The following is a 14421-nucleotide window of genomic DNA, read 5'->3' on the forward strand; positions in this document are numbered from 1 at the left end:
CTCAGACCTTGGTCTGCTGCGCCTGAATATGCTCGACGTAACGGCGCATCTCTTCGGCCTCGTGCCGGGCCTCGCGAAGCCCGTCCATCGCGGCGCGCAGCTCGGCCTCGGTCTGGCTCAGCTGGTTCGACAGTTCGGATTCGCGTTGCTGCAGGTATGCAATTGCCTGATCCCGGGTCTCTTCAGCCTCGTGCAACTCTTGGCTCATGCGGTCCAGCTCATTCACATCCTGCGGGCTGACGCGCGTAAAACGGTGCACCAGCCAGTTCGCGAACCAGCCCGTCGCGAAGGCGACGAACAGGACGATGGCCGTCGGGATGATGAATTCTATTCTATTCACTTTCTGATCCTTCTTCGGGCGATTCCGCCTTTTCCTCCGTTTCGGCGTCGGGCGTGGTTTCCGCCGTGTCCGCAGCGTCATCGACCGAACTGTCTTCTTCCGTCGCACCATGCTCCGCAGCGGCCTCTCGCGCGACGGCGTCGAGCGTTGACGGAGTCTCTTGTGTCGGTTCGGGAAGGATCAGGCGGAATTCGATCCGCCGGTTATTTTCGCGCCCGGCCTCGGTGCCATTATCCGCGATGGGGTTTGCTTCGCCATAGCCTTTTGCAGTGTAGCTTGACGTCAGGATCCTGCGGGCGCGCAATTCATTCAGCACCGATTGCGCGCGGTCTTGGCTGAGACGCTGGTTCATCGATTCTCGTCCCTGGCTGTCCGTGTGGCCCTGAATTTCGATCCGCAGGTCGCCGCATTTCGCAAGGATGTCGGCAATCGCGTTCATCGTATCCAGCGATTCTGCGGCGATGGTGGCAGAGCCCGGTTCAAAGGTGATCTTGCCGGTCGACCGCTGAACCTCGGCAATATCCGCTTCGCACATCTCGGGTGTCTTAGGCTCGTCCGCCGGGGGAGGCGGCGGCTGATAAGCGACTTCGAGATCGTAGGTCTCATTTTCGCCCAGACGTTCAGCCAGCAAGCCAGAAATCTCAGCGCTGGCGTTTTCGTCATTGGCGATACCGCGCAGCTTGAGGCTTTCCGGCGTCACGACCACGACACCCTGAACAAGACGCGAAAGCGCCTCGATGCCCGAAAGCACCCGCACGGGCCAGTCGCCGGGCAGCCCCTCGGCAGTCCGGGCAGCGGAATAGACGCTGGCAGAGCCGAACCGAGCCTTGGCATAGCTGTCGGCCATGCGCTGAAGGTTTTCGTCGTTGAGACGCCCGCGCAGCTGAACAAGGCCTTCGGGGCTGAGCGTGGCAGTGAATTCCGGCGTGATGTTTTCGTCTTTCGACTCGGGCTCCGGCAGCACCGCATGCAGCACGAAGACCGACGGCAGGTCGGCCTCCAGCTCGCCCACGACCTTGTCGAACAGGGCGGGATCGGTACCTTGCTGCGCCACGAGTGTCACGTCCGCATCGGCGAAAGTGACCGAGCCCGCACCAAGTTCGCCCACCGCGTTCAGGGCCTGAACAGCAGCTTCGGCCCAGTTCGGCGAAGGCACACCCAGACCGATGACGCAGCGCGCGCCTGTCGTGTTCCCGGCGGCCTCGGCGGCCACGAGAATCCTTTCGCGCGCCTCCTCGGTATCGGCAGAGCAGGCATCGAACCGGCCGCCTTCGTCATCGATAATATACCTAAGCGTAAAGGGTGTGATGACCGGGCGCGGGGCCGAGATTTCCAGTCGGACATTGAGACCGGGATGTGCTGCGCGGTTCAGGGTATCTTCGAGTTTCTTGCGCGCCTCGGGGCTGTCGACCACGGCGTTGATCGTGACCTGCCCGACACCGATGGACACTTTTGAACGCGGCAGCTGCGACAAGGCGGACAGCGTATAGGCCATCGCGTCTTCCCAGCCGTCCGGTAGGGGGTAGTCGGCAACTTCCATCAGGTCGCTGACCGGTGCGGGTTTGGCGATATCCTCAAGCCGTTCCACGAGCGCATCGCGATCGGTGGCGGCAGGGATCAGGCCGATCATCGAGATCCCGCTCGCGTTGCGCAGGATTTCGACAGAGAAACGCGGCGGCGCAAGCGCCTTGCTGGCCTCGACATCCATCTGGTCGACGATCCGGGTGGTATCCACAACCTCTGCCACCGTGGTGACGGCGTTGAACCGGGTGGCTTCGTCCGGGGCCGTTCCGGTCAGGATGACACGCAGACCATCGGCTTCGACCTCGGTCCAGTCATGCCCGTGCGAATCGAGCGCCCCGCGTACCGCGATTTCCGAGGATTCTTCGACGGCCGTTGCAATGAAACCCGAAGCGGCGAGGCTAATTCCAGCAGCTGCTACAAAGGTCAGACCGCTGATGAAGAGAACCGATAAACGCATTGAACTCGGTTTGCCTTCCTTCTTGTGAAACTGGCGAATTCATAACGGCACGGGCCTATGGGATCAATCAAACGCACAGGGCAAATGCGAAGAAGATAAGCGGAATAAGGCCGGTATCGCGATTTGCGTGAAACAGTCGAAGCATCTTCGCATTGTCCTCGGGGTCGAACCCGCGCAATTGCCACGCCATATGCCATCCCATTGCCCAGGGTCCTGCAAGCGCGAGGACCAGTGCAAGCACCGAAACCTGACCCAGAAGCGCTTGTATGATCGCCAGCCCCATCAGGGTGACAGAGATCACGAGAAAATATTTCAGGTAGCGCGGCGAGTCGGCCCCGAACAGGCGCGCGGTGGATTTCACACCGATCAGCGCGTCGTCTTCGGTATCCTGATGGGCATAGATCGTATCATAAAAAAGCGTCCAGGCGATCCCGGCGAGGTAGAGCGTGATCGCAGGCCAGCCCAGCGATCCGCTATGGGCGGTCCAGGCCAGCAGGGCACCCCAGTTGAAGGCCAGACCCAGAAAGACCTGCGGCCACCAAGTGAATCGCTTGGCAAAGGGATAGATCGCAACAGGCAACAGGCTGAGAATCCCGAGCGCAATCGCGGCGGTGTTGAAGGTCAGCAGGATGCAAAAGGCAACCAGCGACTGGGCGACCAGATAGGTCAGTGCCTGTTTCACCGTCACCGCGCCCGCCGGGATTGGACGCGACCGGGTACGCGCCACCTTGTCGTCGATGTCTCGATCCGTGATGTCGTTCCAAGTACAGCCCGCGCCGCGCATCAGCCAAGCACCGATACCGCAGCCGACAAAGATCCAGAGATCTTCCCAGCGCGCATCCTGCCCGGCCAGCATGGCCAGCGTCAGTCCCCACCAGCAGGGCAGCAGCAAGAGCCATGTGCCGATGGGCCGGTCGGCGCGCGAAAGTCGCAGATAGGGGCGCGCCGCTGCCGGAGCGTAAAGATCGACCCAGTTGCCGCGTGCCGCATCCGCAACCTGTCCATCTGGTGTCGGGGCGTTGCCTTGCATATATCCATTCCATGAGTGCGAAAATCAGACTGTATGTAGATCACCCGCTGGGGCAGGGGCAAACGGTTCCTTTGGAACGCGATCAGGCGCATTACCTGTTCGGGGTCATGCGGCTGGGGCAGGGGGCGCAGATCCTGCTGTTCAACGGGCATGACGGCGAATGGCTGGCCGAGGTGGCCGAGGCCGGCAAGCGCGGCGGATTGCTGAATATTCTCGAGCAGACCGCGCCGCTGCAGGAACCGCCCGATCTCTGGCTGCTCTTCGCGCCGATCAAGAAGGCGCGCACTGATTTCATCGTCGAAAAGGCGGTGGAACTGGGCGCGGCGCGCATCGTCCCGGTACAGACGGAATTCACCAACTCCGAGCGAATCCGGCAAGACAGGTTGCAGGCCCATGCGGTCGAGGCGGCGGAGCAATGCGGCGCGACGGTGGTGCCCGAAGTCGCCGATCTGCACAAGCTAGACCGGCTGCTGGCCGACTGGCCGGGGGAACGGACGCTCTATTTCTGTGACGAGGCGCAAGCCGGTACACCCAGCGGTTTTGCCGATGAAACCGGGCCCGCCGCGATCCTGATCGGACCAGAAGGCGGGTTTTCCGAGACAGAACGGGCGCGCTTGTCATCAAAGCCATTTGCCCGCACGCTAAGCTTGGGCCCGCGCATCCTGCGGGCGGATACAGCTGCGGCCGCAGCGATCACGCTCTGGCAGTATCACATGGGGGATTGGAGATGAGTTTTATCCGGCCCGAGGCGCGCGATGCGATCTGGCGCTGGCGCGAAGTGCTGACCGGCCTTGCCGTCGCCCTGGTCGGTCTGTCATGGGTGCTTGGCCCGCGCGGGCTGCTGGGCCTTGTCGGCTGGGTTGCCATCGCCATCGGTATCGCCTTGGTCGTGATCGGTGCGCAGCGGGCCCGGTTCCGCAAGACCGAGGATGGCCCGGGTGTGGTGACGGTGGATGAAGGCCAGATTGCCTATTTCGGGCCGCTGACCGGCGGTGCCGTGGCGCTTGGCGATATCGAACGCCTGACGCTTGATCCGACGGCCCGCCCGCCGCATTGGGTGCTTAGCCAAAAGGAACAGCCCGCCCTGAACATCCCGGTAAACGCCGCCGGGTCAGAGGCGCTTTTTGATGCGTTTTCAGCGCTTCCCGGTATCCGGACGGAACGCATGCTAAGCCATCTTCAGGGCAAAACCCTTCACCCTGTGGTGATCTGGGAACGGGTGCCGCTTCGGCCGGTGAACCAAAGGCTGCATTGACACCCCGGCGAATTCGTCCCACTTCTGGCCGCTACGGTACAACGAGAACGGAACCTATCTCTCATGTCCATTCCCCAATCCGGCGGTGGCCCGATCGAGCGGCACGAACAACTGGCCCAATACCTGGCCGATGGCTGCAAACCCAAGGCCGATTGGCGGATCGGAACCGAGCATGAAAAGTTCGGGTATTGCAAGGATACGCACAAGCCGATTCCCTATGAAGGTGAACGCTCTGTACGCGCGGTTCTGGAAGGTCTGCGCGATGTGCATGGCTGGGCGCCGGTCACGGAACAGGGCAAGCTGATCGGGCTTGAAAAGAACGGCGCCAATGTCTCGCTTGAGCCCGGTGGGCAGCTGGAGCTTTCCGGCGCGCCGGTCGAGACCATCCATGAAACCTGCGATGAGGTGAACGACCACCTGCGCGAGGTCAAGGATGTCGCGGACAAGGTCGGCGTCGGTTTCATCGGTCTTGGCGCGGCGCCTGAGTGGAAGCACGAAGATATGCCGCTGATGCCCAAGGGCCGCTACAAGCTGATGGACGGCTATATGCAAAAGGTCGGCACGATGGGCCGGACCATGATGCGTCGCACCTGCACGGTTCAGGTCAACCTTGATTTCTCCTCCGAGGCGGACATGGTGCAGAAACTGCGCGTCGCGATTGCGTTGCAACCGGTTGCAACGGCGCTCTTTGCGAACTCGCCGTTTTTCGAGGGCAAGCCGAACGGGCTGAAATCATGGCGCTCGCGGGTCTGGCGCGATCTGGATGCGGATCGCACCGGGATGGTGCCGTTTGTTTTCGACGAAGGGTTCGGGTTCGAATCCTGGGTGGAATATGCGCTCGATGTGCCGATGTATTTCGTCTATCGCAACGGGCAGTACATCAACGCGCTGGGCCAGTCGTTCCGCGACTTCCTGAATGGCGAACTGCCCGCGCTGCCGGGTGAGACGCCGACGCTTTCGGATTGGGCCGATCACCTGACGACCCTGTTCCCCGAGGCGCGGATCAAGAAATTCATCGAGATGCGCGGTGCCGATGGTGGCCCGTGGCGGCGGCTTTGTGCGCTCCCGGCCTTTTGGGTGGGGTTGACCTATGATCAGACGGCGCTCGACGCGGCTTGGGATCTGGTCAAGGGCTGGGATGCGCCCACCCGTGAAGCGCTCCGCGTGGCGGCAGCCGATCAGGGGCTTCAGGCCAAGGTCGACGGGATCGACATGCACGAACTGGCCCGCGAAGTAGTGGCAATTTCCGAAAGCGGGTTAAAGGCACGGGGCCGCAAGGGTGCGGGCGGCATGGTGCCGGATGAGACTCATTTCCTGAACGCGCTGAAGGAAAGCGTCGAAAGCGGCAAGGTGCCCGCCGATGAATTGCTTGAGCATTACAACGGCGACTGGAACGGTGATCTCAGCCGGATCTACGGCGAATACAGCTATTGATCTTCGGGTTCCGGGCGCAGACCCAGAATGAAATCGCAGACCTTGGATAGCGACATTTCGCAGGGTCGGATCATGGTCCGGTCCTGCAATGCGTACAGGTTGAGGCTGATGTAATCGGGCCCGTCCAGTTGCTCGGCCACCAGTTTCCAGCTTTTGCCATTTGCAAAGCTCGTCTTTGAAAAGACGTACCGCGCGCCCTGATACTTCCCGGTATGTGTGCCTGACGGCAGCGCTTGGAAGGCGGCGATGACGTCGGGCAAGGGCGAACCTTTCACTCGTTACGAAAGGTTGAACGCATGTGCCCGGCTCTTCCGTCGCAAATTATTTGCTGCCGATCCGGGGTTCGGTGCCGTTCATGAGCCGGGCGATATTGCTGCGATGGCGCCAGAAGACCAGCGCCACCACAAGTGCGCCTAGCAATAGCGTTTCAGAGCGGTCGAAGACTATCGCCCAGACCATAGCGCTTGCGGCAGCAACCAGCGCGGACAGCGACGAGATGCGCGTAATCAGCGCGGTCAGCAGCCAGATGGCGCAACAGGCGAGCCCGACGGGCCATGCGAGCGCCAGCCACAGGCCAAGGAACGTGGCAACGCCCTTGCCGCCTTTGAACCCAAGCCAGACCGGGTAGCAATGACCGATGAAGGCGGCGAGGCCGGCGATCTGTGCCGCGTCCTCTCCACCGATCTGACGCGCGATCAGAACGGCAACTGCGCCTTTCGCGCCGTCGAACAGCAGCGTCAGCGCCGCCGCGAGCTTGTTGCCGGTGCGCAGAACATTCGTGGCGCCGATATTGCCTGAACCGATGCTGCGCAGATCGCCAAGGTTCATGACGCGGGCGAGGATCATTCCCGAGGCGATCGACCCAAGCAGATAGCCCATCACGGCGCAAAGCAGCAGTAGAATCGGCGCGGTATCCAGAACGGGCATCAGTCTCTCCGGTAAACGGGCTGGCCCGCCACATAGGTGGCCAGCACCCGGCCCTGAAGCCGTGCCCCGTCAAAGGGCGTATTCTGCGATTTCGAATGCAGCGTGTAGCGGTCCAGCACAAAGGGTACGTTCGCGTCGAACAGCACCAGATCGGCCGGAGCGCCCTGCGACAGGCGACCCGAGTCCAGCCCCAGCCGACGCGCCGGGTTCAGCGACATGGCTCGGAACAGTTGCGGCAGGCTTAGCTGGCCCGAGTGGTACAGCCTCAGTGCAGCGGGTAACAGCGTTTCCAACGCAACCGCGCCGCTGGCGGCCTCTTCAAACGGGCGACGTTTGGATTCCTCATCCTGCGGGGTGTGCATGGACGAGATGATGTCGATCAGGCCGGAGGCCACAGCCTCGATCACCGCCAGCCGGTCGTCCTCGGCGCGCAACGGCGGCTTGATCTTGAAAAAGGTCCGGTAATCGGCGACGTCCAGCTCGTTCAGTGTCAGATGGTGGATCGACACACCGGCGGTGATGTCGAGCCCATTCTTCTTGGCACGTTCCAGCGCGGGGAGCGCACGGGCGGTGGTGATCTGATCCGCGTGGTAGCGGGCGCCGGTCATCTCGATCAGTGCGATGTCGCGGTCCAGCCCCATGCGTTCCGCCATAGGGGACACGGTGGGCAGGCCGCGAAGGCTGGCGAACTTGCCCGAGGTCGCGGCGGCGCCTTTGCTTAGGCCCGGTTCCTGCGGGTGAGCGATGACCAGCGCGCCGCAGGACCGGGCATAGGTCAGCGCACGGCTGAACACCTTGGTATCGCGGATCACGTTGTCGCAATCGGTAAAGGCGACCGCCCCGGCATCCATCAGAAAGGAAATCTCGGTCATCTCCCGCCCTTCGCGGGCCTTGGTCAGCGCGGCCATCGGCAGCACGTTGACGGGCGCGGCCTCGTTCGCGCGGCGACGGACGAATTCCAGAACCTCGGGCGTGTCGATGGCGGGAGTCGTATCGGGGCGGGTGACCATCGTGGTGACCCCGCCCGCTGCTGCCGCCAGCCCTGCCGAGCGATAGCTTTCCTTGTGCCGCTCGCCCGGTTCGCAGACCTTAACGCCGATATCGACGATCCCGGGCGCGAGGCATTTGCCATTGCACTCGACGATGTCCAACCCTGCACGGTCGATGTCTTTAAGGATCTCCGATTCCTCGCCATAGGCAAGAATCTTTCCATCCCGGACCAGAAGCGCGCCGTGTTCGTCGCTGCCGGCCTCGGGGTCGATCAGCCGGGCGTTTTTAAAAAGGGTTGTCATACTGTCAGGTCCTCCGGGGCGCTGGCGTATCTGATCCGCAGACGGACTGGGCGCGGCGCAGCGCGGCGATGGTGGCGGCGGGATCGGCCTGATACTTGATCAGATGCTTTTCCCCGGTCACGGTGACGATCTGGACAAAGCTGCCCATCGTCCTGAATTTGCTGATTTCGTCGAGTTTTACCTCGCGCCCGCCGGGACCGATCAGGCGCGAACCGCGTACCTCCCAGACGACGGGAAGTTCCTCGGAGGCGAGGAACCAGCCACGAAAGGCGATGGCGGCCAGACCGGCGACCGCGCCAACCCAGACGTTGGGATCGTCCAGCAGCCAGAGCACGCCCATCGCGCCACCCATCGCCAGCGCCGCGACCTTGGTCTGGCTGTGGAAATAGGCCGCCCGATCAACGCGGAAACGAAGGGGGGCCGCTGTTACCATAGCACCATCGCGAAGGTGAGCAGGATCAGCGCCACGAAGACGGCAAAGACGATCGCACCGATGCGGCGGGCTTGCCCACGCGCCTCTCTGGGCGAGGGCGGTCGTGCCTGTGGCTTCGCGCTTTCGGTTTCAATCGGCGGGCCGCTCCAGTCCGTCGCCGGGCGCCCGAAGGTGGCGACAAGCCTAAGGCGCGACGCGGGATGCAACTCGGCGGGGCGGTCATGAAAGGCACGGGAGTGCAGGATCAGAACATGCCCGTAAAGCGCGTCGAGCCTTTCGCGTGCGGCTTCGACCTCGGCGGCTTCGACGCCGCTGCCTTCGGTGAGGTAACCGGCAAGCCCGACCTCCTCCAGATCGGAGATCTTGAGTATGACCACGTGGTCCGGGTCCAGATCACCATCGCCAAGAGCATCGGCTATCGCGCCGGGTTCTTCGCGCAGGAACCGCACCTGTTCCGGGCGCATGTCCAGTGCAAAAACCCGAACGACGCGGCGCTCGCCTGCCGGGACTGAAATCGTTTCACTCATGCGGCGGTTCTCTGTCGCAGGTTACGGGCAAGCAGGTCCATTGCGGCCATCCGCACGGCGACGCCCATCTCGACCTGATCCTGAATGACGGATCGGTTGATGTCATCCGCCAGCGTGCCGTCGATTTCCACGCCCCGGTTCATCGGACCGGGGTGCATGACGATGGCGTCTTCCTTGGCCATGCCAAGCTTTTCGCTGTCGAGCCCGTAGCGGAAGTAATATTCGCGCTCCGACGGGATAAAGCCGCCATCCATGCGTTCTTTTTGAAGCCGCAGCATCATCACGACATCCACGTCGCGCAGGCCCTCGTTCATGTCCTCGAAGACTTCGACACCGAATTCGCCGATGCCCGAGGGCATCAGCGTCGGGGGACCAATCAGGCGGATGCGGTTCTCCATCTTGCCGAGCAAGAGGATGTTGGAACGTGCCACGCGCGAATGGGCGATATCACCGCAGATCGCGATGTTCAGACGGTGCAGCCGACCCTTGGCGCGGCGGATCGTAAGCGCGTCGAGCAGCGCCTGCGTCGGGTGTTCATGACGTCCGTCACCGGCGTTCAGCACCGCGCAATTGACCTTTTGCGCAAGCAGATCGACGGCCCCCGACGACGGGTGCCGCACCACCAGCAAATCGGGGTGCATCGCGTTCAGCGTCATCGCCGTATCAATGAGGGTTTCACCCTTTTTGACCGAGGAGGTCTGCATCGACATGTTCATGACATCGGCGCCAAGCCGCATCCCGGCCAGTTCGAAACTGGCCTGCGTACGCGTCGAGTTTTCGAAGAACATGTTGATCTGTGTCATGCCAGCCAGCGCATCGCCATGTTTCTGTGGCTGTCGGTTCAGATCGGCATAGGTGTCGGCAAGGTCCAGCACGGCCGTGATGTCCGACGGGGCCAGATGCTCTATTCCCAGAAGATGTCGGTGGGAAAAGGTCATGTGGGCCTCGCTGTCTTGTGATCATCTGCTTATTGCATCTGCACGGGGATGCATCAACCGGGATTAAGGGCTCAGCGCGAGCCGGGGCGGATCGGCGGGCGCCGCGTGGGCGTACAGCTGCCGGTGCCGTTGCACTGTGTGCCGGGCGCGCAGATCCTGCCCTCGGTGCAGCGGGTCGCGCCGATAGCCGAACATCCTCCTTCCCCGAGACATAGGCTGTTGGCCGGGCAATACCGCCCCTGTCCGCAATCCGTCGCGTTGGCCGGAATGCACCCGCCGCCGATGGAACAACGGCTACCCGGCGCGCAGGTCAGGCCGTTCGGGCAGATCTCTGCCCCGGGAATGCAATTCGATGCCAGACCTCCGGATTCACCGGGCAGGCAGCGCCGGTCGGGAAGGTTCAATTGGGGAGGTTCGATCCGAGGAAAAGGTTTCAGCCCGCCCGAGAGGTCGGGCAAGGCGGGTTCGGGAATTGGCGGGATGCGTCCCGAACGGGTCATGCCGTTCGAGGGGGGCAGCGGGTTGAGGCTGCCCGGGGGACGCTGCTGTCTCAGGCTTCCGGCGGGCGGGTCAAGCAGGCTGCCCTGCGCCCCGGCATATTCGGCCAGAAATACAGCACTGAAAAGCACCAGCAACGCGCCTAGATGCAGGTTGCGAAACCATCGGGACAGGCTGGATCGGAACGCGGGGGACATCTTGTATCACTTGGCACTGGAACCTGAATTGTCCAGATCATAGGGTGCTGGGAATGGAATCATATCAGGAATTCGAAGCAGCGCGGGCGATGCTGGAATGGCAGATCGAACTTGGCGCGACCGAGGCGATCTGCGATGCACCCATCGATCGCTACAGCCTGCCAGACGCTTTGCCGAAACCGGCGCAACCCTCCGGCGTCTCGCAGGCGGTGGCCCAGGTCGAGGACGTCGAGTTGGATGCCGTGGCCGAAGCGCGCGCGGCGGCAAAGGGTGCCGCTTCGCTGGACGCCCTGCACGCCGCGCTGGCCGCGTTTGAGCATTGCGATCTCAAAAAAGGCGCGCGCAGTCTTGTGTTTGGTGACGGTACGCCGGGCGCCCGTGTCATGATCATCGGAGACGCGCCGGACCGCGACGAGGATCGCGCCGGACGTCCTTTTGTCGGCAAGCCGGGGGAATTGCTCGATGCGATGCTGGCGGCCATTGGCCTCAGCCGCGCCGAGAATGTTTACGTCACCACGGCGCTGCCATGGCGTCTGCCGCAGAATCATGAACCACGGCCTGACCAGCTTGCGATGCTGCGTCCCTTCCTTGAACGTCATGTCTCGCTGGCGGCACCCGAGTTCCTCATCCTGATGGGAAACACGGCCTGCGACGCGGTGCTGGGCAAACGGGGGATCTCGCGGTTGCGCGGCCACTGGGCCGAGACATGGGGCCGTCCGGTGCTGCCGATGCTGCATCCAGCGCAGCTTCTCGGTCGGCCGAGAGACAAAAAAATGGCATGGGCAGACCTGCTGGAACTCAACGCCCGGCTGAAACGGAGTACATCATGAGAATTCTGGCCTTTTCCGATCTGCACCTCGATACGGCGCGGGCCGCCGAACTGGTCGAAGCGGGTAACAGCGCGGACCTGGTCATCGGTGCCGGCGATTTCTGTAACATGCGGCAGGGTCTTGATCTTGCGATGGACATGCTGGGCGAGATACGCCGCCCCACTGTCCTTGTGCCCGGCAATGCCGAGAGCGCGGACGAGTTGCGCGCGGCGGTGCCCGAGGGTTTTGCGGTGCTGCACGGTCAGGGCATGACGATCTCGGGCCTGCGGCTCTTCGGGCTTGGCTATGGGGTGCCCGAGACCCCGTTCGGCGGCTGGTCCTGCGATCTCGACGAAGACACGGCAGCCGGCATGCTGAAGGAATGCGAAGCGGCGGACATCCTGATCCTGCATTCCCCGCCAAAGGGCGTAGCGGATTCGACCTCTAGCGGTCATTCTGTCGGGTCCGTGGCGATCCGTGACGCGATCCGGCGAATTCAGCCCCGGCTGGCCGTCTGCGGTCACATCCACGACAGTTGGGGGGAAACGGGCCAAATAGGCGAGACGCCCGTGGTGAACCTTGGCCCGATGCCGAACTGGTTCGAAATTCCGGACTGACCCACAACTATCACCAAGGAGACGCAAGATGCCCGAGAGCGCGCAGGTCAGGGAGTTCATGCCGGTGCGGATTGCCGTGCTGACCGTTTCGGATTCCCGCAGCATGGAAGATGACCGGTCGGGGCAGGTGCTTGTGGACAGGCTTTCCGCGGCGGGGCACGTGTTGGCCGACCGGCGGATCGTCGAGGATGACCGCGCTTCCATCGCCGCCCATCTGCGCGACTGGATTGCCAACCCCGATGTCGACGTGGTGATTTCCACGGGCGGCACCGGTCTCACCGGGCGCGACGTGACGGTAGAAGCGCATCGCGACGTCTATGAAAAAGAGATCGATGCCTTTGGCACTGTCTTCACCATCGTGTCGATGAAAAAGATCGGCACCAGCGCGGTTCAGTCACGCGCCACGGGTGGCGTGGCAGGCGGAACCTACCTCTTTGCGCTGCCCGGGAGCCCGGGTGCCTGCAAGGATGCATGGGACGAAATTCTGTGCCATCAGCTCGACTACCGTCACAAACCCTGCAATTTTGTCGAGATTTTTCCGCGCCTAACGGAAAATCAGCGACGGAAATAGGCGTTCCCGGCGTATAAGGGAATGTGACCCTGTCTGTGCCGCGCAAGCGGCAGCCGGTATTCTTGTGCCGGACAGGCCGGGTTGCGGTGGAATAAGGGTACGTTGATCAAGCATGAGATTCCTGCGTCAAACACTGATCGGCCTGTTTCTGTCGGCGCTCGCGCTGGCATTGGTGATCTATGCCGTGCAGAGCGTTTTCCTCGCGGTGCAGGACAGGATGTCTCAGGAGGGGCGCGAGATGCCCCCGAACGAACGGGTCTTTGCAGTGAACCTGCAAGAGGCCCGGCTGGAAACCGTTGTCCCAGAGCTGGAAGTTTTCGGTCAGGTACAGAGCCGTCGCACCCTTGAAATCCGCTCGCCCGTGGCCGGTCGTGTCGTCGAACTCGCCGCGTCCTTTGAAGAAGGCGGCGTGGTCGAACAGGACGACATGCTTTTGCGGATCGACCCCAAGGACGCACAGTCGGCGCTGGAAACGGCCCGCAGCAATCTTCAGGACGCAGAGACAGAGCTGCGCGATGCCGAGCGCTCGCTTGACCTTGCCCGCGATACGCTGGCCGCCGCCGAGGAACAGGCGGAGCTTCAGGAACGTGCCTACCAGCGGCAAATTGATCTGGAAACGCGTGGCGTGGCGACATCGGCGACGGTGGAAAGCGCCGAGCTTGCGGCGGCCTCGTCCCGGCAAGCCGTGCTGGCCAGCCGCCTGTCGCTGGCACAGGCAGAGCTGCGCATCGATCAGGCTAATACCGATCTTTCCCGGATGCAGCTTGCCGTACAGGACGCGCAGCGAGATCTCGAGGATACGGTGATCACGGCGGAATTCGCCGGTACGCTCAGCGATGTAAATGTCGTCGAAGGCGGTCTGGTTTCGGTCAACGAAATGCTCGGCAATATTGTCGACGGCTCCGCGCTCGAAGTGTCGTTTCGCGTCTCGACTTCGCAATACGCGCGGCTGCTCGGGCGCGACGGGTCGCTGATCAAGGCGCCGGTGCGGGTGACGCTGGATGCCAATGGCGCCGACCTGCAGGCCGAAGGTCAGATCAGCCGCGACAATGCCCGCGCCGGAGAGGGCCAGCTTGGCCGTATGCTCTATGCGCAGCTCGATCCTGCACCCGGTTTCAAACCGGATGACTTCGTGATCGTCAAGGTGGACGAACCGCCGCTGGCGGAGGTCGCGCTCTTGCCTGCATCGGCGCTGGATTCAAGCAATACGGTGCTGGTTCTGGAGGATGGCGACCGGTTGCAGTCGCTGTCGGTCGAACTTGTGCGCCGTCAGGGCGATGACGTGCTGGTGCGGGGCGAAGGTCTGGCCGGTCAGCTGGTCGTGGTTGACCGCACGCCGGTTCTGGGCCCGGGGATCCGGGTGCGCCCGCTGAACCTGCCGCCGTCCGACGATGAGCCGCCTTCGGATTTACTGGAACTCAGCCAGGAAAGGCGTAGCAAGCTTGTGGCCTTTGTCGAAGCGAACGAAGGCATGCCGGCCGAGATGAAGGCGCGCATGCTGGCGCAGCTCAGCAGCGATAAGGTGCCGGCAGGGCTTGTGGCCCGCATCGAATCCCGGATCGGGGGCTAGGG

General features: G+C 62.8%; 17 protein-coding genes. 7 read left to right on the plus strand and 10 right to left on the minus strand.

The genetic code is table 11. From position 1 onward, the window contains the following. Window position 1: 1 nt before the first annotated feature. The 3 genes from MF268_RS11045 to ubiA all read right to left on the minus strand — a co-directional run bounded on the left by MF268_RS11045 (window position 2) and on the right by ubiA (window position 3351). Window positions 2-340 carry a prefoldin subunit 3 gene (locus MF268_RS11045; RefSeq protein WP_238370918.1) on the minus strand — a complete coding sequence of 113 codons (339 nt, stop codon included), beginning with the start codon at window positions 338-340 and terminating at the stop codon, window positions 2-4. Continuing rightward, on the minus strand, window positions 333-2321 hold the full coding sequence (locus tag MF268_RS11050; RefSeq protein WP_238370919.1) for an OmpA family protein: 1989 nt from the start codon (window positions 2319-2321) through the stop codon (window positions 333-335). Before MF268_RS11050 ends, MF268_RS11045 begins: the two co-directional genes overlap by 8 nt. 67 nt (window positions 2322-2388) lie before the next feature. Continuing rightward, on the minus strand, window positions 2389-3351 hold the full coding sequence (ubiA, locus tag MF268_RS11055) for a 4-hydroxybenzoate octaprenyltransferase (RefSeq protein ID WP_238370920.1): 963 nt from the start codon (window positions 3349-3351) through the stop codon (window positions 2389-2391). 11 nt (window positions 3352-3362) lie between these two features. Here ubiA and MF268_RS11060 point away from each other — a divergent pair, with 11 nt between their 5' ends. The 3 genes from MF268_RS11060 (at window position 3363) to MF268_RS11070 (ending at window position 6040) form a co-directional block, all read left to right on the plus strand. After that, the gene (locus MF268_RS11060; RefSeq protein ID WP_238370921.1) at window positions 3363-4082 is read left to right on the plus strand and encodes a 16S rRNA (uracil(1498)-N(3))-methyltransferase; all 720 of its coding nucleotides are present in this window, start codon (window positions 3363-3365) and stop codon (window positions 4080-4082) included. Then, window positions 4079-4606: a hypothetical protein gene (locus tag MF268_RS11065; RefSeq protein WP_238370922.1), complete on the plus strand. Its 528-nt coding sequence runs from the start codon at window positions 4079-4081 to the stop codon at window positions 4604-4606. The genes MF268_RS11060 and MF268_RS11065 overlap by 4 nt, the downstream gene beginning before the upstream one ends. Before the next feature lie 63 nt (window positions 4607-4669). Continuing rightward, window positions 4670-6040 (plus strand): glutamate--cysteine ligase, encoded by a 1371-nt coding sequence (locus MF268_RS11070; RefSeq protein WP_238370923.1) that lies wholly within the window; start codon window positions 4670-4672, stop codon window positions 6038-6040. On the opposite strand, the gene MF268_RS11075 is transcribed toward MF268_RS11070, so the two are convergent. The 7 genes from MF268_RS11075 to MF268_RS11105 all read right to left on the minus strand — a co-directional run bounded on the left by MF268_RS11075 (window position 6034) and on the right by MF268_RS11105 (window position 10852). After that, window positions 6034-6300: a hypothetical protein gene (locus tag MF268_RS11075; protein ID WP_238370924.1), complete on the minus strand. Its 267-nt coding sequence runs from the start codon at window positions 6298-6300 to the stop codon at window positions 6034-6036. The two genes, MF268_RS11070 and MF268_RS11075, sit on opposite strands and share 7 nt — an antisense overlap. 61 nt (window positions 6301-6361) lie before the next feature. Next, window positions 6362-6967 (minus strand): glycerol-3-phosphate 1-O-acyltransferase PlsY, encoded by a 606-nt coding sequence (plsY, locus tag MF268_RS11080; protein WP_238370925.1) that lies wholly within the window; start codon window positions 6965-6967, stop codon window positions 6362-6364. Next, complete coding sequence (pyrC, locus tag MF268_RS11085) at window positions 6967-8259, minus strand: dihydroorotase (RefSeq protein WP_238370926.1); 1293 nt, start codon at window positions 8257-8259, stop codon at window positions 6967-6969. The genes plsY and pyrC overlap by 1 nt, the downstream gene beginning before the upstream one ends. A gap of 4 nt (window positions 8260-8263) precedes the next feature. Next, entirely contained in the window at window positions 8264-8692 is a 429-nt protein-coding gene (locus tag MF268_RS11090; RefSeq protein ID WP_238370927.1) for a hypothetical protein, read from the minus strand. Beyond that, window positions 8686-9219 carry a hypothetical protein gene (locus tag MF268_RS11095; RefSeq protein ID WP_238370928.1) on the minus strand — a complete coding sequence of 178 codons (534 nt, stop codon included), beginning with the start codon at window positions 9217-9219 and terminating at the stop codon, window positions 8686-8688. Before MF268_RS11095 ends, MF268_RS11090 begins: the two co-directional genes overlap by 7 nt. Next, the gene (locus MF268_RS11100; RefSeq protein ID WP_238370929.1) at window positions 9216-10157 is read right to left on the minus strand and encodes an aspartate carbamoyltransferase catalytic subunit; all 942 of its coding nucleotides are present in this window, start codon (window positions 10155-10157) and stop codon (window positions 9216-9218) included. The genes MF268_RS11095 and MF268_RS11100 overlap by 4 nt, the downstream gene beginning before the upstream one ends. Before the next feature lie 71 nt (window positions 10158-10228). Next, window positions 10229-10852, minus strand: a complete 624-nt coding sequence (locus tag MF268_RS11105; RefSeq protein WP_238370930.1) for a hypothetical protein — start codon at window positions 10850-10852, stop codon at window positions 10229-10231. A gap of 53 nt (window positions 10853-10905) precedes the next feature. On the opposite strand from MF268_RS11105, the gene MF268_RS11110 reads away from it, so the two are divergent. The 4 genes from MF268_RS11110 to MF268_RS11125 all read left to right on the plus strand — a co-directional run bounded on the left by MF268_RS11110 (window position 10906) and on the right by MF268_RS11125 (window position 14419). Next, on the plus strand, window positions 10906-11682 hold the full coding sequence (locus tag MF268_RS11110) for a uracil-DNA glycosylase (RefSeq protein WP_238370931.1): 777 nt from the start codon (window positions 10906-10908) through the stop codon (window positions 11680-11682). Then, complete coding sequence (locus MF268_RS11115; protein WP_238370932.1) at window positions 11679-12278, plus strand: metallophosphoesterase family protein; 600 nt, start codon at window positions 11679-11681, stop codon at window positions 12276-12278. The genes MF268_RS11110 and MF268_RS11115 overlap by 4 nt, the downstream gene beginning before the upstream one ends. 28 nt (window positions 12279-12306) lie before the next feature. Next, window positions 12307-12849, plus strand: coding sequence for a molybdenum cofactor biosynthesis protein B (gene moaB / locus MF268_RS11120; RefSeq protein WP_238370933.1), 543 nt, complete (start codon window positions 12307-12309; stop codon window positions 12847-12849). Between the two features lie 112 nt (window positions 12850-12961). Next, window positions 12962-14419: an efflux RND transporter periplasmic adaptor subunit gene (locus MF268_RS11125; RefSeq protein ID WP_238370934.1), complete on the plus strand. Its 1458-nt coding sequence runs from the start codon at window positions 12962-12964 to the stop codon at window positions 14417-14419. The last annotated feature ends 2 nt before the right edge of the window (window positions 14420-14421 follow it).

Origin of the sequence: Heliomarina baculiformis, assembly GCF_019966545.1 — a bacterium.
In the GTDB taxonomy this organism is placed as follows: Bacteria; Pseudomonadota; Alphaproteobacteria; order Rhodobacterales; family Rhodobacteraceae; genus Heliomarina; species Heliomarina baculiformis.